This window comes from Halodesulfovibrio sp. (assembly GCF_025210605.1).
Classification (GTDB): Bacteria; Desulfobacterota; Desulfovibrionia; order Desulfovibrionales; family Desulfovibrionaceae; genus Halodesulfovibrio.
The window spans coordinates 104,492-124,647 of sequence record NZ_JAOARI010000027.1 but is presented as its reverse complement, the minus strand read 5'-3'; the positions used below and the strand labels follow the sequence as shown (position 1 = coordinate 124,647).

Genomic DNA, 20,156 nt, shown 5'->3' with positions numbered 1-20,156 from the left:
TTGTTTGTAGTAAGTAAGGGTGAGTATGCACTGGTTTGGAAAAATGGGATCGACTTTGGTCGTGGCTGTGGGGTGTGGGCTGCTGTTTTTGAGTTCTGTTGCGTTTGCACAGGATTCGCTGACCATAGATGTCAATATTGATACTGGGCAGGCAGCCATTGCTGAACAAGATTTTCTGTCTGTAATAGCGAATGAAAATGAATCCGTACGCAGGCAGATGCTTGAAACTCTCATTGCAAAAGAGGGGATTGAGAACGCGTGGGGGCTGTTTGAGCCGACGCTTGAGATATCGTATGACCGCGAATATGAAAACGAACAGAACGACGCTGACGAAGCCGCTACCCGTGATGGCAGATCTACATATAAGCGTGAAGAAAATGTGGCATCAATCGGGGTGAACAGTCTGTTACCAACAGGTACTAATATTGAGCTGATTCATTCGTTTCATGATCCTTCCACATCTCTTCAGACCTCTGAGCAGTATGGCAGACAAAAGCGTATAAAAATGGGTGTTGCTGTTACTCAGCCATTACTTAAAAATTGTGGTGTTGATGCAAACTTAACGCAGGTTCGCATTGCAGAGCGCCAACATAAAATTTCTGAATATCGCTTGGACAGAGCGCGTTTGATTGCGGTTTTTCGTGCAGGACAGGCGTACTATGATATGCAGCTTGCGCAGACACGCTATGCTATTGAAGGTAAATTGTTAAATTTATCTAAGGAAGTAGCGCGCATTGTAAATAAGCAGGTAGATGAAGGAAAAGTTCCTACTTCGGCTATTTTCCGTTCAGAATCCTCCCTTGCTCGTCGCAAAGCTCGCTTTCATACCGCCGAGCGTGTGTTGCGTCGCTCCTCATCTTCTATTCGACAGATGCTTGTAGGAACAAGTCTTGCCACGAACTCAGAAGTTCGTGTTTCTGGAACACTACCCCAGTTAAACATGGATGGAGTTCTTGTTGAAAAAAGTCCAGAACAGCTACTCACTTCCCGCCCTGACTATCTTGCAGCTAAGCTAGAGTACGAGCTTGAAAAAGATCGTGTGAACTATGCTGATAACCAAACATTGTTAGATGTGAAGCTGAAAGGCGAATATGGTCAGACCGGTTTGGGGCGCAACTGGGGTAATGCTTATGACGCTCTTGGCGAAGGGTATGAGTACTGGACTGTCGGTGCAAGCGTTTCAGTTCCTCTTGGTGGAGGAATTAGTGATGAGAGTATGCTGAGAGCTGCTCAGAAGCGTGCAAAACGAACCAAGCTTGTTTTGAACAACCTTGCCGGAGTTATTACGGACGAGATTGATACCTCGCGCAGAGAAGTATGCAGTGCTTTTGATGAAGCAAGAGGGCTTTTCAATGTAGTACGTTTTCAGCGGAAGGTGCTGGATGACGGCGACAAGCTTTTCAAAAACGGGCGCATTGATCGTTCCGAACTTATTGTGCAGGAACAGGAATACTTGGAAGCACGTTTGATTCTGGCAGAAAAACTTGTGGAATTTAAAAAGGCTGTGTTGGTACTTTTATTGTCTGAAGGACGCCTTCTTGAAGACTGTCAAATTGAAGTGGAACGTTCATAGATGTTAGTACGTTTTCGCTTAGCGCTATTGCTCTTTTTGCTGTTTTGTTCCGTAAGCACAGCAGTTGCAGAAGTCTTGTCTGTGCAAGGATTTACTGAACCCTTCTACGACGTTCAGCTGGGGCTGCCCGAAGCAGGGCAGGTCGCTAACATTGCAGTGCGAGAAGGGGATTTGGTCAAAAAAGGTGAAGTGCTCTTGTATCTTGATAAAGAAATACAAGAACTTGATGTGGCGCAAATCCGCTTGAAACTTAATTCCAACGCAGAATTAGAGTATGCGGAAAAACGAGTAGAACTGTTACGCCGTCAATATGAGTCGGCAGAAACGTTGTTTCAAGATGGCGCGGCGAGCCGTGAAGATTTTGAAACAAAGCAGCTCGATCATGCTGAGGCTGCATCGGAAGCCGCAAGGCTGAAGATGCTAAAAAAGTTGGAGAAGATCGAGCTGAAACTGGCAAAACAAAAGTTGCAACGCAGGATTTTGACAGCGCCTTTCTCTGGACATGTTGCATCTATAGTTAAAGAGCCGGGGGAATCTGTTCAAGCACAGGAACCGCTGGTCAGAATGGTGGATGCAGGGCGTGGGCGTTTTGTAGGGAGTGCTGAAGAATCAGTAGGCAAACAATATGCTGTAAACCAAAATGTGTGCCTCGAGTTAACGGACTCAGATTTCGACCCGATTCCAGCCAAAATAATATTTCTTTCCCCGACAATTGATACTGCTTCTGGCTTTATGGAAATAAAAGCCGAGTTTGATAATAAAGAAGCGATGTTTCGCCTTGGGGGATCGGCAAAGCTTTTTGCTATGCAAAATGGTCAATGTTTAAAAAGGCAATAGCTGTCCTCTCGGCACAGCGTTAGTGCATATTTGTTCCTTTTGTAATTTATGATTTCGAATTGAAATGGAGAGATGAGATGGAAGAAAAAAAGAACGGACAAGAAATAAAAGACGAGAACCTTCAGGGTGTTGAAAATCCAGATGCTGTTGCTGGCAAGATTATTTGGGATGATCGCAACATGAAAAGCGAATACGCTAACATTGCTAACGTTGCTACAACCAGTGATGAAATTATGTTGCTTTTCGGTACCAGTCAGGCTTGGAATAATGCACAGAAAGATGTTCTTGTGAGCCTTTCTGATCGAATTATCATGACCCCTGCAACTGCTAAGCGTTTTCATGCTGTACTCACCAAGACTTTGGAAGAGTTCGAAAAGAAAAACGCTGAATAGCTGCTGATTGAGTCTGGTTAAGAAAAACGCCGGTAGCCATTTTCGGTGACCGGCGTTTTTCTTTTTGGATAGATGCTGCCATGGCTGGCAGCGAACGTATTAAGACGGTTCTATAAGTTTTGAACCCTGTAGCAAGGTGCAAAATTTTCGGAGCAATACCGAAGCGCGCCAATGCGATATGGGTAAAGAGTTCACATGGCAAAAGTCACACAGGAATTGCGGGAGTTTGTAAATTCTCTTGCTGATCTTGCCCGATCAGGGGCTGATGTTAAGATTTTTTGGGAACAGTATGTACGCCAATTTGCAGCCATGTGCGGTGCAGACAAGGCGATTCTGGCAGGAAAGGTCGGAGATTACTGGAAGGTAGCGCACGCATGGGTTCCACCGGAAAAAAATTGGCCTATGACGGAGGCGCTGGCGACTCTTGCTGAGACTGCCCTGCGCGAAAGTACTGCCACGGGCAGGGTTGGGAATGATGTAGTGCTTGCCATCCGTATTGACGTAGGCCCGCAGGAAGCACCACCAGTTTTGCTCGCATGCCTCGCACCGGAAGTTGTGTCTCTGCCGGACCCGTCCTCTCTTTTACTTGCTGCATCTATCCCTTCATTCTTTCAAATTTCCCGACAGTACAAGCAAGCTCGCCATGATGTTGTGTTCATGGGGGAACTCTTTCAACTTGTGGGCGATGTAGCAAAAGACGAAAAATTCAAGCTGGCAGTTATGCGTATGTGTAACTCCTGCGCTGCGTTGTTTCGCTGTGGGCAAGTGAGCATCGGCTGGTTGAATGGTAAGAAAATTAAAATCAAAGCCATCAGCAACCTTGAGTCATTTGAAGAGAAAGCGAAAGCTGTATGGGAGCTTGAGGCAGCTATGGAAGAAGCTGCTATTCAGGAGGCTGAAATTGTATGGCCGCGTAAAGAAGGTTCTTCGTCAGCTGTCCGTGCGCACGAGACATATGCCGGTCTTCGGCGAGTGGGGAACCTTGTTTCGTTACCGATACGTTGCGATGGCGAAACAATAGGCGTCATGACCTGTGAGCGAGAAGGTGTACCATTCAGCGATGATGAAGTTTGGCGTTTGCGACTGTTGCTTGAGCAAACATCACTCTGGCTGAGTCGTTTAGAATTGCAGGATAAATGGCTTGGTGCGCGCATTTGGTCTAAGGTTACTGATTTCGGTAAAAAGCTGATTAGCCCCGAAGGGACATGTAAAAAATTTGCGTTCATAGCTGCGTTGGCGCTCATTGTGTATCTTTTTGCCGGAGTTTGGCCTCATTCGGTAGATGGAACATTCATATTGAAAGCGCAGAACTCCATACATGTAACTGCTCCGGTGGATGGATATATCGATAACGCCCCTGTTGAACCCGGAGACGTTGTGGCTGCCGGTGATTTATTACTGGAACTTGATACCCGCGAGTTGCTGTTAGATCAGTCCGAGGTTGTGGCTAAGCTTGCACGCCATCGGCATGAAGCAGAGAAGGCTAGAGCGTCTAAGTCGCTTGCTGACATGCGTATCGCCAAGGCAATGGAAGAAGAAGCTTTTGCTGAAATGGAGCGCATCGCGTTTTATTTAAAGCAGGCTAAGGTTGCTGCTCCATTTGATGGTGTTGTCGCATCTGGGGATTTACGTACCCGTATAGGTGCACCCGTCAGGCAGGGGGAAGAACTTATGACTGTTGCTTCTCTGGAAAATTTATACGCTGAAATAGCCGTCAACGAAAAAGAGATCAGTGAGATTCGTCCCGGATTTGAGGCAGACATTTCGTTTGTAGGTAATCCTGAGCAAAAATATCGTGTGCGCGTAGAAAAAATTGTCCCTCTTGCGATAGTAGATAAGGGCGCAAACGTATTTATGGTTCAGGCTAAGCTCATGGATGAACGATTAAGCTGGTGGCGTCCGGGGATGAGCGGCGTAGCAAAATTTGATGTGGGATACCGTTCTCCGTGGTGGATTTTAACCCATGACGCTATAGATTATCTGCAACTGCATTTCTGGATGTAACATGGGAAAAACATTTAGCGAAAACTGGCATAGGGTCAGCAAGGTTCGCGCCTGTTTGCGACCGACTGTTAGCGCCAGACTCCAAAACTATCGCGGGGAAGACTGGTATGTGTTGCATGACCCATTTACCGGTAATTTTTTTCGTCTGACTCCTACCTATTATGATTTTCTGATTCGTCTTGATTTTACTCAGACTATTGAAGAAGCATGGCTGAAGGCTTTGGAGGAGAATCCGGAGCATGGTCCGGGGCAGGAAGATGTAATTTCCATGCTTATTGAGCTGTCCAAGGCTAATCTCATTTACTTTGAAGAAGAAGCTGATACCGCAAAGCTTTTTGAACAGCAGGACGAAAAAGAACGCAAGGCGCGGCGTCAAAAATGGATGAACATCCTTTTTATCCGCTTTGGATTATTCAATCCTGATGGCATGTTAAGTGCTCTTATGCCGCTGTGGAAAGTGCTCATTAGTGTGGTTGGAGCAATAATCTGGTTTCTTGTTGTATGTTGTGGTGTCTTTGTTGCTTTTCAATATGCAAACGAGATCGGGTACGGCGCATCGTCTGTTCTGGAACCTGATAACTTGATTCCTCTCTATGCCGGACTGGTGCTGCTTAAAATTGTTCATGAGACCGGACACGCTGCCATGTGCAAGCGGTTTGGCGGGCATGTCACGTCAGTCGGGATAATGTTTTTATTTTTTGCTCCGTTGCCGTACGTGGATGCGACTTCTTCATGGGCATTGAACAATAAATGGCAGCGCATGCTGGTGAGTGCTGCTGGTATCCTTGTAGAGCTATTCATGGGAGCAGTTTGTTGCATGGTGTGGGCATGGTCACCACCGGGGCTTGTGCATACAATCGCCTTTAACATGATGTGTGCCGCTACCGTCTCGACCTTGCTATTTAACGCTAACCCATTAATGCGATTTGATGGGTACTATATTTTAGTCGATTTTCTGGAAGTTCCGAATATCTACCAGCGTAGCCGCGATCATGTGTTCAACCTCTGTAAGAAGTATTTGTTCAGAGTGCGCGGAGTAAAGCTTGCCCACCGCTCGCAGGGTGAAGGCTTCTGGATGACAGCTTACGGTATTTCCAGTTCCGTGTATCGAGTTTTTCTGGTGCTTGGCATCAGCATGTTCCTTGCTGATAACTACTTTATTGTCGGGTTGCTGGTAGGTGCATTCATGGTAGCTTCCAGTATTGCTAAGCCACTTTTCGGATTCATAAAGTTTCTTGTTAAAAGCCCATCGCTGCGCGGGGTGAGAACTCGTGCGTTGTTGCTTACGACCACGGGATTTGGGGCGGTGTTGCTCTTTGTAGTTATGGTTCCGCTGCCATATGACATTATAGCTTCTGGCGTGCTTGAATCTCGCGAAGCTCATAGCGTCATCGTTAACTCAGCCGGACAAGTTGTAGATCTGTGCGCTACCCCTGGAAAAAAGGTGGAAAAAGGGCAAGTGCTTGTTTTGCTGTCGAGTCCTGAAATTGACTTCCAAATACAAAAGGCGCGGACGCAGCTGAAGCAGTTAGCCATTCTTAAAAAGCAGGATATCAGTCGTATGGGGCTGGATCGTGCGCCTGTTGAGAAGCGCAGGCAAGCTCTTGTAGAGCTGATTAGGCAGCTTGGGATTAGGAAACAGAATCTGGTAATAAGAGCAGGACGCGACGGACTTTGGGTTTTGCCGGATGCAGAAACTATTCGTAACCAATGGTTGGCTAAGGGGCATAATTTAGGACGGATTATTTCGACCGATGACTTCCGGTTTAACGCTGTTATTCCTCAGGAAGATGCGTCCTCACTGTTTGATGGAGAAATCCGCGCTGTCAGCATTAGAATTAAAGGGCAAGCTGATACGGAACTTAAGTCGACACACTGGAAGTTGTTACCACATTACCACGAAGAGTTACCTTCCGCTGCACTTGGCTGGATGGGGGGCGGTGACATTCCACTCGCGTCGCAAGCTAGCGAAGGTGTGAGGGCTGCCGAGCCGTTTTATCTGCTGGAGGTGGATACGCTTGTTCCTGATGTTGTCTCGGTGGCTGAGGGGCGCATTGGAAAAGCTGGTATTGAAATGGCACCGCGGTCTCTGGCGGAACGATTGTCGCTATACGTAAAGCAGTTCTTGCAGAAGAGGTATCAGCTGTGAGTCTTCCCTTTGAAGATCGTTTTAAGGTTCGTGTACCTGAACCGCGCCCCGTGTATTTGGGGGTGGATTCCCTTGTGCATCGCTGCAAAAGAAAATGGGTGGAGCGAAAATTCCAAGTCGAACGACTTATGGAGCGGGCTGCAACCATTGTTGCTGTATCTGAACAACTCGATGCGTCTGATGATGCGCTTAGAGCACGGCTTGAAGAGTTACGCTTTGAATATCGCGAAACACTGGAGCCGGATTCAGAATTGGTCGATGCTATTCTGGCGCATGTGTGCGAATTGAGTTTTCGTACAGTCGGTATGCGCCCGTATCCGGTGCAACTTGTCGGAGCCATAGTTATTCATGATGGTGCGCTGGCAGAAATGGCTACAGGTGAAGGAAAAAGTCTTTCATCAGCTGTTGCCGCTATTTTGATGGCTTCTGCCGGAAAGCCTGTTCATGTTCTTACCTCCAACGATTATCTGGCACAGCGCGATGCTGAAGAAATGACTCCGCTGTTCGAAGGATGCGGGTTGCGTGTAGGATTCGTTACCGGCGATACCCCGCATCCAGAGCGTTCACAGGCGTATGTGCCAGAGGTGGTTTATACGACTGGTAAGGAACTGCTTGGTGATTATCTTCGTGATCGTATTAAGATTGGAAAAAAAGGGGACGACTTAAGTCGTGCAATCGTTCACACGTTGATGCCGAATCGTTCAGAACAGGATGGTTTGGCGTTGCGAGGGTTGTATGCTGTCATAATTGATGAAGCAGACAGTGTGCTCGTGGATGAGGCAGTAACTCCACTTATTATTTCTGTGCCGCAGGAGAATATGACTCTTGAAGGAGCCACCCTTGCTGCATATCAAGGTGCTAAAGAGCTTAAAAAAGATGAGCACTATACGATTAACTGGCAATACAGAGAGGTGGTATGGACTCAGAAAGGGCGGGAAAAGGTTCGTGAAATTGCTGCAACGCTGCCGACAATATGGCAGGGCACCGAACGTAGTAAAGAGCTTCTCAATCTTGCTCTTCAAGCACGGGAGATGTTCATCAAGGATGAGCATTATGTCGTGCTAGACGGAAAAATTGTTCTGCTCGACACCCTTACTGGACGTCTTACACCTCTTAAAAATTTGAGTATAGGTCTGCATCAAGCTCTTGAGGCAAAAGAAGAAGTTGCGATTTCTGCGCCTACCAAGACTCTTGCTAAAATGAGCTACCAGCGATTTTTTAGGCTGTTCACAAAAATAGGTGGCATGAGCGGGACAGTGAAAGAAGCGGGCGGTGAGTTCTGGAGCATCTACCATATGCCTTTTGTACGTATTCCAACGCATCGACCAATCCAGCGCAAGGAATTGCCATGGCGTTTCTTTCTTACGTCTGAGAGTAAGCTGTCTGCCATTGTGGAGGAAGTGAAAAGCATTCATGCCACGGGTCAACCATTGCTTATTGGCACTCGTACTGTGCATATGAGTGAAACTCTGGCTGAGAAATTTCAGCAGGCAGGGCTTGAATATGAAGTGCTGAATGCGGTGCGCCATGAGGAAGAGGCTCGGATTGTCGCCGACGGTGGTAAGAAGAATGCTTTGACCATTGCGACAAACATGGCTGGACGCGGGACGGATATCAAGCTTCAGGAAGGTGTTGTTAAGCTTGGTGGCTTATTTGTCATTTCCGTTGAACCGCAGGACAGCGCGCGGGTTGATCGTCAGCTCTTTGGTCGTTCCGGCAGGCAGGGTGATCCGGGAAGTGTGCTCATCTATGCCTCACTTGAGGATGCGTTGTTTGTTCGAATTCTTCCTCGTTTTGTTGTCACCTCATTTAAGTCATTTTGTTCTGCACATACGTATAAAGCGAGTTGGTTCTTAAGGCGGGTGGTAACTTTTCTGCAACAGGTTTCTGAACACCGAAGCGCCAAGCAGAGACTTGCTATTTTGCGTAGTGACGACTGGCTGGATAAACACCTTTCGCTACCCGGAGGATAATTGCGGGATGCAGCCAATAGAAAATTTAGAAAATCAGGAGAAGAGGATGTTCAACGGAAAAAAGATTTTTGGATACACGGTAGCGTGTCTTTTCGCTGTACTGTTTTGCATGGGTAGTGCTGCGCAAGCAAAAGAATCTATAGGACGAAAAGAAGCTGTTGTTGAAAAAGAATTGACTGTTAAGAGTGGTAAATGGGCTGTAGCCCGTATGCGAAACATGAACGACAATGTTGAGCTTGCCATAGGCATTCAGAGTCAAGGACCGATCATGTGTCTAGTTTTGAGTGAAGCGCAGATGAAAAAATTTCCAAAGATCAGTGACCCTCTTTTAATGGCACGAGTGGATGGCATGTTCGCTCTCCAAACCGATGTCCGCAAGGGAGGAAACTATTATCTGTTGTTCTGGAACAAGTATTCTGATCTTCCGGTATCTCTCAAATTTAAAGCCCGAGTGAGACTGTTGGAAGGGGTGTAGGGGAGTTTTTCGTAAGATTAAAAAAAAACATAACTTTTCAATATGTCACTGTGCGGGAAGAAGTGGATATGTAGTTACTGTATTTAGTGTTCTGACTAGTGCCTGCGTGGAGGGGGGGGCTTTAGGCACTATTGCGAAAAAGCTCGCCCATAACTGCGCAACATTTTACAAGAGCTTTTTTCGAATAGCAGCTCATTCAGCTTGACCGTTGCGTCAATTACTACGTAACAGGTTCATAGTCGGTTTTTTAGAGTGTGTGTTTCAATGGTAAGGCTTTGCTGCTGTTCTCTTTTTTTTATTCGGTATCTGTAAAAAAACGATGGAGCGCTGCTAGGCTTCAACAGATATTGGCTTCTGCCTTGTAAGAATAAGCAGTCTTGAAGCCTCGCGCAGGCAAGTTAGAAACAGACTCCTACAGGGACTATATGGAATATTGCTGGAACGTACCGTAAAAATGAGCAGTTGGAAGGTGAAGGTTGATGATGACTCGAGCGGATAAGTTTGTGCTATTAAGTGTTGCAGGGATTCTTCTGCTACTGGTCGGTGTGCCTGCCTTGGGTGACATGTTTATGCAGGCGACTCAGAGGCATGGATATCTTATGAGCTTTGCCAAGTTCGCCGTGCTTGCTACATTTGGTGAATGTCTTGCCCTGCGGATTGTATCCGGGAAGTATTGGAAAAAAGGATTCGGTGTACTGCCTAAAATGATCGTATGGGGATTGCTTGGGGTAGTCATTAAAGCTGCGTTTGGAATTTTTATCGCAGGTGTTCCTACGCTTTTTGTCTCGTTGGGGTTAGCAGAACTTACTCATTCTGGTTCTTTTGCAGCTAAGGCTGTTATTGCATGCAGCATAAGTGTTTGCTTGAATACAATTTTTGCTCCAGTGTTTATGACGATGCATAAAATTACTGACGGGCACATTAGCGACAATGCCGGACGGTTAAGCTCTCTCCTCATTCCAATTGATATGAAGAAGCAATTTAACGCTATTAACTGGGATATTCAGTGGGGCTTTGTTTTCAAAAAAACAATTCCGCTTTTTTGGATTCCGGCTCATACAGTAACTTTTTTATTGCCACATGATTTTAGAATACTGTTTGCAGCAGCATTAGGCATTGTGTTGGGAGTGATTTTAGCATTCGCTAATTTGCAGCGGGCACGTTAGCTTGTGCAGATAATTTGCCCGCAACTATCAAAGTATGCTGCACTTGTGATAAAATTGTGACAATACTGTTATGAAGTTTTCCCTTGCAATAGGGATGAAGTGTCGAAACGGTATGTGAAAATCTTCACAGATAGTTTTAGGTTGTTTTCATAGCGTAAAAAAGGTTATATTAACCTATTTGTCTAAAATTATTATATTAAAATCAGGTGTTGACCTTAGCGTCAACGTACTGCGCATAAAAAAACGCTCTTGCATGAAAATGTAAGAGCGTTTTTTTATTGTAGTATTTCAGAATGTTAGCCCGAAGGTGTGGATTTTACTCTGAGGATACTTGTAATTTTCATCTATCCCAAAACGTATTCGGTTACATTTATTATAAATATCTGATTTAAAACAATAAAAGCTATTAAAAGGGAATTTTAAAGAAAAATCTTGACCTTCCCCCTAGGGGGCAGGGCTACGGTAGGCAATCTAAAAAAGGGTTCATAATTACTTTACGAAAAAAACTTTACTATTTTGGATAGTTACTTTGTGTTTTGAGTGATGATGCCGTTAGAGCCTAACGGTTTATGCATGAATCGAAGGTTTTTTTGAGCAGAAGACAAGCTCATTCGTGCATATTTCATTTAAAAAACATTTTCTTTTTTTTCGTACTTCCAAGAGAAACATGCCGCTGTATTCAAAACGCCAAACGGCATTGCTCTTAACGCCTTTTTAATACACGAGCTGCACTGTCCAGATGTAAATACGTAAAATAAGAGGGCTTCCGTAAAGCTCAATCATTTTGAGTGGTTGTGCTTTTTTAGAGAGGCAGGTGCACGGTGCGGCTGCGCACGGTCAACATTGTAACTTGAAAGTAGAGGAGAGTATCGAATGAGTAAAAATGATGCGTTAGGTATGGTTGAAACAAGGGGTTTGGTTGGTTCTATTGAAGCAGCTGACGCTATGGTGAAAGCAGCAAACGTTACTCTGGTGGGTAAAGAATACATTGGAGCAGGCTTAGTGACTGTAATGGTCAGAGGCGACGTTGGTGCGGTTAAAGCTGCGACAGATGCAGGTGCTGCAGCAGCTCAGCGTGTAGGGGAAGTGGTTTCTATCCATGTTATCCCACGTCCTCATACCGATGTTGAAACCGTTCTCCCTGCTAACGCTAAAAAATAAGAAACGAGTAAGAGCAGCGTAAGATGGGGGGCGTATTGCATTTGCACATAGTGCAAGACGTAAACCTTGGCTTTATATGCTGTAATTCTATTTCTTTTTTGATTCAAAGTCTGCCCTAAGGGCAGGTTTTAAACACCTCACCCCTTTTGGTGCAGAATTAACCACAATATTAGGAGAACATTTCATGCGTTTCCAAGGCGAAAATGCATTGGGTCTCATTGAAACTCTGGGCATGGTTCCGGCGTTATATGCAGCAGACACAATGTTGAAAGCGGCTAATGTTGAATTGATTTCATACGAAAATATTGGCTCTACCCTCGTTACCATCATGGTAAAGGGTGATGTTGCGGCTGTTCAGGCTGCTGTAGATGCTGGTGCAGTTGCCGCTGAAGAGATCGGAAAACTGACTGCTAAAAACGTGATTGCACGTCCTGAGCCACGCGTTGGCGACATCGTATCCGTGCACGACATTGATGTGGAGTAATAACTATGAGTAGAGCAGGCGCACTGGGTTTAGTGGAAGCTTTTGGTCTTGTTTTAGTAGTAGAAGCGGCGGACGCAATGCTCAAAGCAGCTAACGTTGAGTTGGTTGGCTACGAGAACACCGCTTCTGGTTACATCTCTGTTTTGGTTCAGGGTGATGTTTCTGCATGTAACTCTGCTGTAGAAGCAGGCGTGGCTGCTGTGGAAAGACTTGGCGGCGAAGTTTACAGCTCCGTTGTTATTCCGTCACCACACAAAGACTTGTTCAAAATTACAGATCGTTACTCTTTGGATAAATTACTTCCAGCGTAATAGTTGGCTCGGTTTTTCAGGAACGATTGTAGCTTGGTGGGAGTGCCATTAATGACAATTATCGACAATGATCTGCTCTCGATACAGGAAGCCAGAATTCTGGCAGAAAATGCGTACGAAGCTCAAAAGCAACTTGCGACATTTTCGCAGGAAAACCTCGATGTTATTGTTGAGAGTATGGCCAATGAACTTGAAAAGCACACGCAGGCTCTTGCCATTTTGTCTCATGAAGAGACGGACTTCGGCGATTGGCAGCATAAGCTTATTAAAAATGAATTTGTCTGTGGTTTTGCCCGCAGGAATTTAAGAGGGCTGCGCTGTGTGGGTATCATTGGTGAAGACCGTGAAAAACAAACAAAGGACGTCGGGGTTCCTGTAGGTGTTATTGCTGCGTTGTGTCCGGCTACAAGTCCGGTTTCAACGACAATTTATAATGCACTGATTGCAATCAAGTCGGGTAATGCAATTGTCTTTTCTCCTCACCCGAGGGCGCAAAAAACAATCAGTAAAACCCTCGATATTATGATTGAGGTTGCTCATAAGCACGGGCTTCCAGAAGGCGCACTGACCTACATGAAAACAGTTGCCGCTATCGGAACTATCGAGCTTATGAAGCATAAATTAGTTTCGCTTGTTCTGAATACCGGCGTTCCCGGTATGCTTGAGGCTGCAAGTACATCCGGTAAACCGTTTATTTACGGTGGCGCTGGTAATGGTCCGGCATTTGTCGAACGCACTGCGGATATTCAGCAAGCAGCTAAAGATATTATTGCCAGTAAAACGTTCGATCATGGCGTTGTTTCAGCCGCCGGACAGTCTGTTGTTGTCGATGGCTGTGTTGCAGCAGAAGTGAAAAGTGCACTGCAAAGCAATGGTGCATATTTCATGTCTGAGCAAGAGGCGGAAAAATTAGGCTCTTTACTTTTTTATTCCGATGGAAAACCGAATCATGATCTAATTGGAATACCGGCTGTAAAAATTGCACAAAAAGTCGGTTTTATAGTGCCGGATAACACTACCGTTTTAATCGCAGAGCGAAAGTATGTGTCTGAATTTGACCCTTACTCCCGCGAAAAGCTGTGCCCTGTTCTTGGTTTTTATATTGAGCCGGACTGGATGCATGCATGCGAAAAATGCATAGAGTTGCTGCTTAGCGATCGCTGCGGGCACACTCTGGTTATCCATTCCAAAGATGAAAATGTGATCAATCAGTTTGCGCTGAAAAAGCCGGTCGGCAGGGTTCTTGTTAACACCCCTGCGGCATTCGGTAGCATGGGCGCAACAACAAATCTGTTCCCATCAATGATGTTGGGCAGTGGATCAGCAGGCAAGGGATTCACTTCAGATAACGTATCGCCGATGAACCTGATTTATATTCGCAAAGTTGGATACGGCGTGCGGAATATAGAATCAATCGGTGCAGAAATTTTCCCAAAACGAGCACAGGCTGCACAAGTAGAGCAGCCAGCAGTTAGCGGTAATTTCAGTACCAGTTCATTGCAGGCAGTACATCGCATTTTGAAAGAGGCTATTGGAGAGCTGTAATGCCGACAATTAACTCTGAAAGATTTGAAATATAAGTGAGGTTGTAGTGGATATTCGGGATTTATCAAATCAGCTTGCAGAAGCTACTAAAAACATGTCCCCTGAAGAACGTGCTTCTTTGAAAAAAATGTTCGAAGAAGTTACAGAAGAGATTATCAACCGTAAAGGTGCAACCGGCAGCGCTGCTCCGTTTACACCGGCTTCACACGGTACTGGTATTCCTGAGGGTCCTACAGATCGTCAGGTTCGCTTGAGAGAAAACTTCCTCAAGCAGGTTCCTACCATCACCACACACCGTGCTCGCGCAATTACTAAAATTGCAAAAGAAAACCCTGGTATGCCTAAAATTCTGCTTCGTGGTAAATGCTTCAAGCATTGCTGCGAAACAGCTCCGCTTGTTATTCAGGATGACGAGCTTATCGTAGGTGCACCTTGTGGTGCTCCACGTGCCGGTGCTTTCTCTCCAGATATCGCATGGCGTTGGATGGTAGACGAAATCGATACTATCGGTACTCGTAGCCAGGATCCATTCTTCATTTCTGAAGAAGACAAAAAAATCATGCGTGAAGAGCTGTTCCCATTCTGGGCTGGCAAATCCGTTGATGAATATTGTGAAGATCAGTACCGCGAAGCAGATCTTTGGGAAATCTCCGGCGAATCATACGTATCCGATTGTTCTTACCACGCAGTAAACGGTGGTGGCGACTCCAACCCGGGTTACGATGTAATTCTGATGAACAAAGGCATGCTTGATGTTCAGCGCGAAGCTCGTGAACATCTCGAAAAGCTTGACTACGCAAACCCAGAAGACATCGAAAAAATCTACTTCTACAAATCATTAATTGATACCGCTGAAGGTATCATGATTTACGCACGTAGACTTTCCGAATACGCAGCAGAGCTTGCTCAGAAAGAAACAAACCCTCAGCGTAAAGCTGAACTGATGAAGATTTCTGAAATCAACGCTCGTGTTCCTGCCCACAAGCCAAGCACTTTCTGGGAAGCAATTCAGGCTGTTTGGACTATCGAGTCCCTGCTTGTTGTTGAAGAAAACCAGACTGGTATGTCCATTGGTCGTGTTGACCAGTACATGTACCCATACTTCAAAGCTGACCTCGAAGCTGGTCGCATGACAGAATATGAAGCATTTGACCTTGCTGGTTGTATGCTGATTAAAATGTCTGAAATGATGTGGATCACAAGTGAAGGCGGCTCCAAGTTCTTTGCTGGTTACCAGCCATTCGTAAACATGTGCGTTGGTGGTGTAACTCGTGAAGGTCTTGATGCAACAAACGACCTTACTTACTTGCTGATGGACGCTGTTCGTCACGTTAAAGTATACCAGCCTTCTTTGGCTACTCGTGTACATAACAAATCTCCACACAAATACCTGCGTAAAATTATCGACGTAATCCGCGCTGGTATGGGCTTCCCTGCAATTCACTTTGATGACACTCACATCAAAATGATGCTCGCTAAAGGCGTTTCCATTGAAGACGCACGCGACTACTGCCTCATGGGTTGTGTAGAGCCTCAGAAATCCGGTCGTCTGTACCAGTGGACTTCCACTGCATACACTCAGTGGCCAATTTGTATCGAACTTGTTCTGAACCACGGTGTTCCACTCTGGTACGGCAAACAGGTTACCCCTGATAGCGGCGACCTCAGCAGCTTCCAGACTTTCGAACAGTTCGAAGAAGCAGTTAAAGCTCAGATCAAGTACGTTACTGAGAAGAGCAGCATTGCTACTGTTATTTCCCAGCGTGTTCACAAAGAACTTGCTCCAAAACCTCTCATGTCCATCATGTACGAAGGTTGTATGGAAAGCGGTCGTGACGTAGCTGCTGGTGGTGCAATGTACAACTTCGGTCCAGGTGTTATCTGGAGCGGTCTTGCAACATACGCAGACTCCATGGCTGCAATCAAAAAACTCGTATTCGACGAAAAGAAATACACCTTGCAGCAGCTTAACGAAGCTCTGAAAGCTGACTTCGTTGGTTACGACCAGATTAAAGCAGATTGTCTTGCTGCACCTAAGTTCGGTAACGACGACGATTACGCAGACCTCATTGCTGCTGACCTCGTTCAGTTCACCGAAGCAGAGCACCGCAAGTTCAAAACTCTCTACTCTGTATTGAGCCACGGTACTCTCTCTATCTCCAACAACACACCGTTTGGTCAGCTTACTGGCGCATCCGCTGGTGGTCGTGCTGCATGGCAGCCGCTTTCCGACGGTATCAGCCCAAGCCACGGTGCAGACTTCAAAGGCCCTACAGCTATCATTAAGTCTGTATCAAAAATGCCTAACGACAGCATGAACATCGGCATGGTTCATAACTTCAAGATCATGTCCGGCTTGTTGGATACACCTCAGGGTGAAGAGGGCATCATTACCCTTATCCGTACCGCAAGCATGCTTGGCAACGGTGAAATGCAGTTTAACTACCTTGATAACGACGTTCTTCTCGACGCTCAGCAGCGCCCAGAAGACTACCGTGATCTCGTAGTTCGCGTTGCAGGTTACTCAGCGTTCTTCGTTGAGCTTTGCAAAGACGTTCAGGATGAAATTATCAGCAGAACCATGCTGAAAGAAATATAATGCCACGGGGTTTGAGTACACATGACTACATCTAATTCAGACATGATTGAAAGAAAGGGAATGATTTTCAATGTCCAGAAATACAATATGTACGATGGTCCTGGAGTAAGAACTCTCGTATTTTTCAAAGGATGTCCGTTACGTTGTAAATGGTGCTCAAACCCTGAGAGCCAGAAGCGAATGTACGAGCTTCTGTATAAAGCAGAACTCTGCGTAAATTGTGGCAAGTGCGCATCTGTGTGCCCCGTGGGACTTCATACCATGGAAGCAGATGGCACGCACAAACTGTCCGATACCGTTAAGTGTATCGGATGCAGAGAATGCGAAAAAGTCTGTGAGGCATCAGCACTTTCCGTTGTCGGTGAGAAAAGAACCATTTCTGAAGTGATGGATATCGTAGAAGAGGATAGATCTTTTTACGAACTGTCCGGTGGTGGTTTGACTCTTGGCGGCGGTGAAGTGCTGATGCAACCAGAGTTTGCAACCAGCGTTTTGATGGCATGCAAACAACGGGGCATCAACACAGCTATTGAGACATGCGGCTATGCAAAGCTTGATGATGTTTTGAAGGTAGCGGAATTTGTTGATCTGTTCCTCTTTGACTTGAAACACATCGATTCTGAAAAGCACTACGAATTTACCGGAGTGCGTAACGAAACTATTTTGCAGAACGTGACTGCACTTATTGAAAAGCGTCACAATGTGCGAATTAGATTGCCGTTGATGAAAGATGTGAACGATGCGCCGGAAGATATTGAAGGGCTTATCGCCTTCTTGAAACCTTTCCTTGGACGCAAGAATTTTAAGGGTGTGGATTTGCTTCCATATCACAAACTGGGCGTCGGCAAATACGCACAGCTTGGCAGGGAGTACCCAATGAAGGGTGACTTTGCCATGAGTGACGAAGAGCTGGAACGAGTTGAGAACCAGTTCAAAGCACACGATTTCCCAGTTACGACTGTAAGGCATTAATCGTATTTTCCCTGCCTGTCTGCGGCAGGCAGGGGATAGTAATCCACATGAGCACGCTGCTTTCAGTGCATAAGACCTTTTTCTTACTCACTGGTAATGCTCAATTAAATGTGGTGGTTATTGCGCAAAATATAATGCTGTAAATGCAAGGGTGGCAGAATGCACAAAACTCAACCCCATGAATTGGAACGAAGAATTCAAGAAAACGTTCCAGGTAAACAAGTAACAATCGCCCACGTTATTGCGGCTCCTATGTCCGATATTTATGAGCGGCTTGGGGTGGAAGAAAAAGGTGCATTGGGGATTTTAACTCTTACCCCGTACGAAACCTCAATTATTGCCGCCGATATTGCTACCAAAGCAGCAGACGTAGAAATAGGCTTTTTAGATCGTTTTACAGGTTCTGTTGTACTCACCGGTAATGTGGAAAGTGTGGAAACAGCGCTGAGCGCAGTGGTGGAAACCTTGGCACGTACCTTGGGCTTTACAGCTGGAGCAGTAACCCGCTCATAGTTTATTGGAATGGTAAAACGCAGAATAATGCTCATTGGGGCAACCGCTAGCGGTAAAACAACTCTTGCCAATGTGCTGGATAGCTACGGTCAATCTGACCTTCTTGTTCAACCACATCGCAGCCGACAGGAAGTTGTTTACGGAAAGCACACAATAGAAGTGCCGGGAGGATATTTTGAAAGTCCCGGGAGATATCATCATCTCATTGCGATAGCACAGAACCATGCCTTTCATGTGCTGTTTATTGTCAACCAATCGCAACCTTCTGCTGTGGGTGCTCCCGGTTTCGCTAAAGTATTCGGATGTCCAGTTTCCGGAATAGTAACACGTTGCAGTGTTAAGCCGGAAAATAAGAAATTTTGCTACAGGCAACTCGAGCATTATGGCGTGCAGAAACCGTTTTTCGACGTCAGTGTGACAGAGGGAATCGGGGTTTCGGAGTTATTACAGCATCTATTTGATGCTCGTACGTGAAAGGAACAGTAGATGAGATTTATTACTGAAGAAGACCTTCGTCTCTTGCACAGAAAAGAAGCACTTACGACCTTCAATTTAACGAAGGACGTACGGCTTACCCCCGGTGCGCGTCAGTTCCTGAGCGATAAACGCATTAAGGTTGTAACGGAAGATAGCCCTGCTGGTTCCGCAACCTCATCAGCTCCGAAACATTCTGATAACACTGCTGGCGAGCAGGCAGCTGATTCCAACGCCATCGACTGGAAAAAGCAGCGCTTAAGCTCTGAGCTTAAATCAATCGCCAATACTTTTTTACTTGTAGCTTGCGAACTGCAAGGTCGTGATATTGCGCTTTCGCAGCGTGTTGTTGCTGTGGGACAGGACATTGCGGCAATGCACGAATCACTCGGTGAAAATACACCATTGCAGGATCTCGAATTTGAAGAGTGCTACGGCATCACCAAAGAGAATTTTTCCAGTCCGTTGGATGACTGTTTTGAAATTACAGCGGAACATATGCACCTTCCCAACGGAAAAGAGATTTTGCTTCTTAACAAGTTACGCTGTGCCATGCATAAGCTTGAAGTCTCCGTGATGGATTTTTGCGGAACGAGCCACGATGAGAACAACTTCGGTGTTCGCGTCAATCAAATTCGCAATGTTCTGTCGCAAATGATTTGCACAGCATTAGGAGGGAACGAATGTCAAAGAAACGCATAAATTTTGAATACTGCGACAAACTGGTTCAGCAGTTTGAAAAGGCAGTAAAAAAGCCAATTAAGAAAAAGTCTCCAGTTTACTATACAGGCGTAGACCTTGGTACAGCATGTGTTGTTGTGTCCGTACTGGATGAAAACCACAAGCCTGTTGCTGGTGCCTACCGCTACGCTGACGTTGTTCGTGACGGTATGGTTGTAGACTACATTGGCGCTGTTCAGATTGTCCGTGAGCTTAAACAAGAGGTTGAAGAAAAGCTTGGCACAGAGCTTATCTATGCTGCTTCTGCTATTCCTCCGGGCACAAACGCACTCGATTCCGGTGCAATTAAAAACGTTGTCGAAGGTGCCGGTTTTGAACTGACAGAGCTTCTTGATGAACCGACAGCAGCTAACGAAGTACTTAATATTTCCAACGGAGCGGTTGTAGACATCGGTGGTGGTACTACCGGTATTTCAATCCTTAAAGATGGAAAAGTTATCTATGTTGCAGATGACGCAACAGGCGGTACTCATTTTACTCTCGTTGTTTCTGGCGCGTACAAGTTGCCTTTTGATGAAGCTGACAAGTTTAAGCGTAATGCGAAAAACCACAAAGAGCTTCTTCCAGTATTACGACCTGTTATCGAAAAGATAGCTACCATCATCAATACCCACATTGAAGGGCATGATGTTCAGGAAATTTCATTGGTCGGTGGTACCTGCTGTCTGGCTGGAATTGAAAAAGTCATTGAAAAACGCACCGGCATTTACACACACAAACCAAAGAACCCGATGTTCGTTACTCCTTTAGGGATAGCACTTAGCTGTAAACCAGAAGAGTAATTGGG

18 protein-coding genes are annotated in these 20,156 nt (G+C 45.7%); all 18 read left to right on the top strand.

Annotated elements, in window-relative coordinates:
* The first annotated feature begins 25 nt into the window (after positions 1-25).
* The 18 genes from N4A56_RS10705 to eutJ all read left to right on the top strand — a co-directional run bounded on the left by N4A56_RS10705 (position 26) and on the right by eutJ (position 20,151).
* Positions 26-1,573: a TolC family protein gene (locus N4A56_RS10705; RefSeq protein ID WP_295547177.1), complete on the top strand. Its 1,548-nt coding sequence runs from the start codon at positions 26-28 to the stop codon at positions 1,571-1,573.
* Complete coding sequence (locus N4A56_RS10700; protein WP_295547175.1) at positions 1,574-2,410, top strand: efflux RND transporter periplasmic adaptor subunit; 837 nt, start codon at positions 1,574-1,576, stop codon at positions 2,408-2,410.
* Positions 2,411-2,487: 77 nt separating this feature from the next.
* Positions 2,488-2,802 (top strand): DUF3467 domain-containing protein, encoded by a 315-nt coding sequence (locus N4A56_RS10695; protein ID WP_295547173.1) that lies wholly within the window; start codon positions 2,488-2,490, stop codon positions 2,800-2,802.
* A gap of 195 nt (positions 2,803-2,997) precedes the next feature.
* A complete protein-coding gene (locus N4A56_RS10690; protein ID WP_295547171.1) occupies positions 2,998-4,806 on the top strand; it encodes an efflux RND transporter periplasmic adaptor subunit in 1,809 nt (602 codons plus the stop codon).
* A gap of 1 nt (position 4,807) precedes the next feature.
* Positions 4,808-6,955 carry a site-2 protease family protein gene (locus tag N4A56_RS10685; RefSeq protein WP_295547169.1) on the top strand — a complete coding sequence of 716 codons (2,148 nt, stop codon included), beginning with the start codon at positions 4,808-4,810 and terminating at the stop codon, positions 6,953-6,955.
* A complete protein-coding gene (locus N4A56_RS10680; protein WP_295547167.1) occupies positions 6,952-8,928 on the top strand; it encodes a DEAD/DEAH box helicase in 1,977 nt (658 codons plus the stop codon). The genes N4A56_RS10685 and N4A56_RS10680 overlap by 4 nt, the downstream gene beginning before the upstream one ends.
* A gap of 7 nt (positions 8,929-8,935) precedes the next feature.
* Complete coding sequence (locus tag N4A56_RS10675) at positions 8,936-9,403, top strand: hypothetical protein (RefSeq protein ID WP_295547165.1); 468 nt, start codon at positions 8,936-8,938, stop codon at positions 9,401-9,403.
* Positions 9,404-9,882: 479 nt separating this feature from the next.
* Positions 9,883-10,569, top strand: a complete 687-nt coding sequence (locus N4A56_RS10670; RefSeq protein WP_295547162.1) for a hypothetical protein — start codon at positions 9,883-9,885, stop codon at positions 10,567-10,569.
* An 873-nt stretch (positions 10,570-11,442) separates the two neighbouring features.
* Positions 11,443-11,730 (top strand): ethanolamine utilization microcompartment protein EutM, encoded by a 288-nt coding sequence (gene eutM / locus N4A56_RS10665; RefSeq protein WP_293669924.1) that lies wholly within the window; start codon positions 11,443-11,445, stop codon positions 11,728-11,730.
* 184 nt (positions 11,731-11,914) lie between these two features.
* Positions 11,915-12,214 (top strand): BMC domain-containing protein, encoded by a 300-nt coding sequence (locus N4A56_RS10660; RefSeq protein ID WP_293669923.1) that lies wholly within the window; start codon positions 11,915-11,917, stop codon positions 12,212-12,214.
* A gap of 5 nt (positions 12,215-12,219) precedes the next feature.
* Positions 12,220-12,525 (top strand): BMC domain-containing protein, encoded by a 306-nt coding sequence (locus N4A56_RS10655; RefSeq protein WP_293669921.1) that lies wholly within the window; start codon positions 12,220-12,222, stop codon positions 12,523-12,525.
* A 51-nt stretch (positions 12,526-12,576) separates the two neighbouring features.
* Positions 12,577-14,070, top strand: a complete 1,494-nt coding sequence (locus N4A56_RS10650) for an aldehyde dehydrogenase family protein (RefSeq protein ID WP_295547158.1) — start codon at positions 12,577-12,579, stop codon at positions 14,068-14,070.
* 46 nt (positions 14,071-14,116) lie between these two features.
* Positions 14,117-16,669, top strand: a complete 2,553-nt coding sequence (gene cutC / locus N4A56_RS10645) for a choline trimethylamine-lyase (protein WP_295547156.1) — start codon at positions 14,117-14,119, stop codon at positions 16,667-16,669.
* A 21-nt stretch (positions 16,670-16,690) separates the two neighbouring features.
* Positions 16,691-17,641, top strand: a complete 951-nt coding sequence (gene cutD, locus N4A56_RS10640; RefSeq protein WP_295547155.1) for a choline TMA-lyase-activating enzyme — start codon at positions 16,691-16,693, stop codon at positions 17,639-17,641.
* Between the two features lie 159 nt (positions 17,642-17,800).
* Positions 17,801-18,154: a BMC domain-containing protein gene (locus N4A56_RS10635; RefSeq protein WP_293669916.1), complete on the top strand. Its 354-nt coding sequence runs from the start codon at positions 17,801-17,803 to the stop codon at positions 18,152-18,154.
* A gap of 9 nt (positions 18,155-18,163) precedes the next feature.
* Positions 18,164-18,628, top strand: a complete 465-nt coding sequence (locus tag N4A56_RS10630) for a EutP/PduV family microcompartment system protein (protein ID WP_295547154.1) — start codon at positions 18,164-18,166, stop codon at positions 18,626-18,628.
* A gap of 12 nt (positions 18,629-18,640) precedes the next feature.
* Positions 18,641-19,330: a hypothetical protein gene (locus tag N4A56_RS10625; protein WP_293669914.1), complete on the top strand. Its 690-nt coding sequence runs from the start codon at positions 18,641-18,643 to the stop codon at positions 19,328-19,330.
* On the top strand, positions 19,312-20,151 hold the full coding sequence (gene eutJ, locus N4A56_RS10620) for an ethanolamine utilization protein EutJ (protein WP_293669912.1): 840 nt from the start codon (positions 19,312-19,314) through the stop codon (positions 20,149-20,151). Before N4A56_RS10625 ends, eutJ begins: the two co-directional genes overlap by 19 nt.
* Positions 20,152-20,156: the final 5 nt, after the last annotated feature.

Coding starts and splice junctions, on each gene's coding strand:
- N4A56_RS10705 (WP_295547177.1), top strand. CDS start 26: ATGCACTGGTTTGGAAAAATGGGATCGACTTTGGTCGTGGCTGTGGGG.
- N4A56_RS10700 (WP_295547175.1), top strand. CDS start 1,574: ATGTTAGTACGTTTTCGCTTAGCGCTATTGCTCTTTTTGCTGTTTTGT.
- N4A56_RS10695 (WP_295547173.1), top strand. CDS start 2,488: ATGGAAGAAAAAAAGAACGGACAAGAAATAAAAGACGAGAACCTTCAG.
- N4A56_RS10690 (WP_295547171.1), top strand. CDS start 2,998: ATGGCAAAAGTCACACAGGAATTGCGGGAGTTTGTAAATTCTCTTGCT.
- N4A56_RS10685 (WP_295547169.1), top strand. CDS start 4,808: ATGGGAAAAACATTTAGCGAAAACTGGCATAGGGTCAGCAAGGTTCGC.
- N4A56_RS10675 (WP_295547165.1), top strand. CDS start 8,936: ATGCAGCCAATAGAAAATTTAGAAAATCAGGAGAAGAGGATGTTCAAC.
- N4A56_RS10670 (WP_295547162.1), top strand. CDS start 9,883: ATGATGACTCGAGCGGATAAGTTTGTGCTATTAAGTGTTGCAGGGATT.
- eutM (WP_293669924.1), top strand. CDS start 11,443: ATGAGTAAAAATGATGCGTTAGGTATGGTTGAAACAAGGGGTTTGGTT.
- N4A56_RS10660 (WP_293669923.1), top strand. CDS start 11,915: ATGCGTTTCCAAGGCGAAAATGCATTGGGTCTCATTGAAACTCTGGGC.
- N4A56_RS10655 (WP_293669921.1), top strand. CDS start 12,220: ATGAGTAGAGCAGGCGCACTGGGTTTAGTGGAAGCTTTTGGTCTTGTT.
- N4A56_RS10650 (WP_295547158.1), top strand. CDS start 12,577: ATGACAATTATCGACAATGATCTGCTCTCGATACAGGAAGCCAGAATT.
- cutD (WP_295547155.1), top strand. CDS start 16,691: ATGACTACATCTAATTCAGACATGATTGAAAGAAAGGGAATGATTTTC.
- N4A56_RS10635 (WP_293669916.1), top strand. CDS start 17,801: ATGCACAAAACTCAACCCCATGAATTGGAACGAAGAATTCAAGAAAAC.
- N4A56_RS10630 (WP_295547154.1), top strand. CDS start 18,164: ATGGTAAAACGCAGAATAATGCTCATTGGGGCAACCGCTAGCGGTAAA.
- N4A56_RS10625 (WP_293669914.1), top strand. CDS start 18,641: ATGAGATTTATTACTGAAGAAGACCTTCGTCTCTTGCACAGAAAAGAA.
- eutJ (WP_293669912.1), top strand. CDS start 19,312: ATGTCAAAGAAACGCATAAATTTTGAATACTGCGACAAACTGGTTCAG.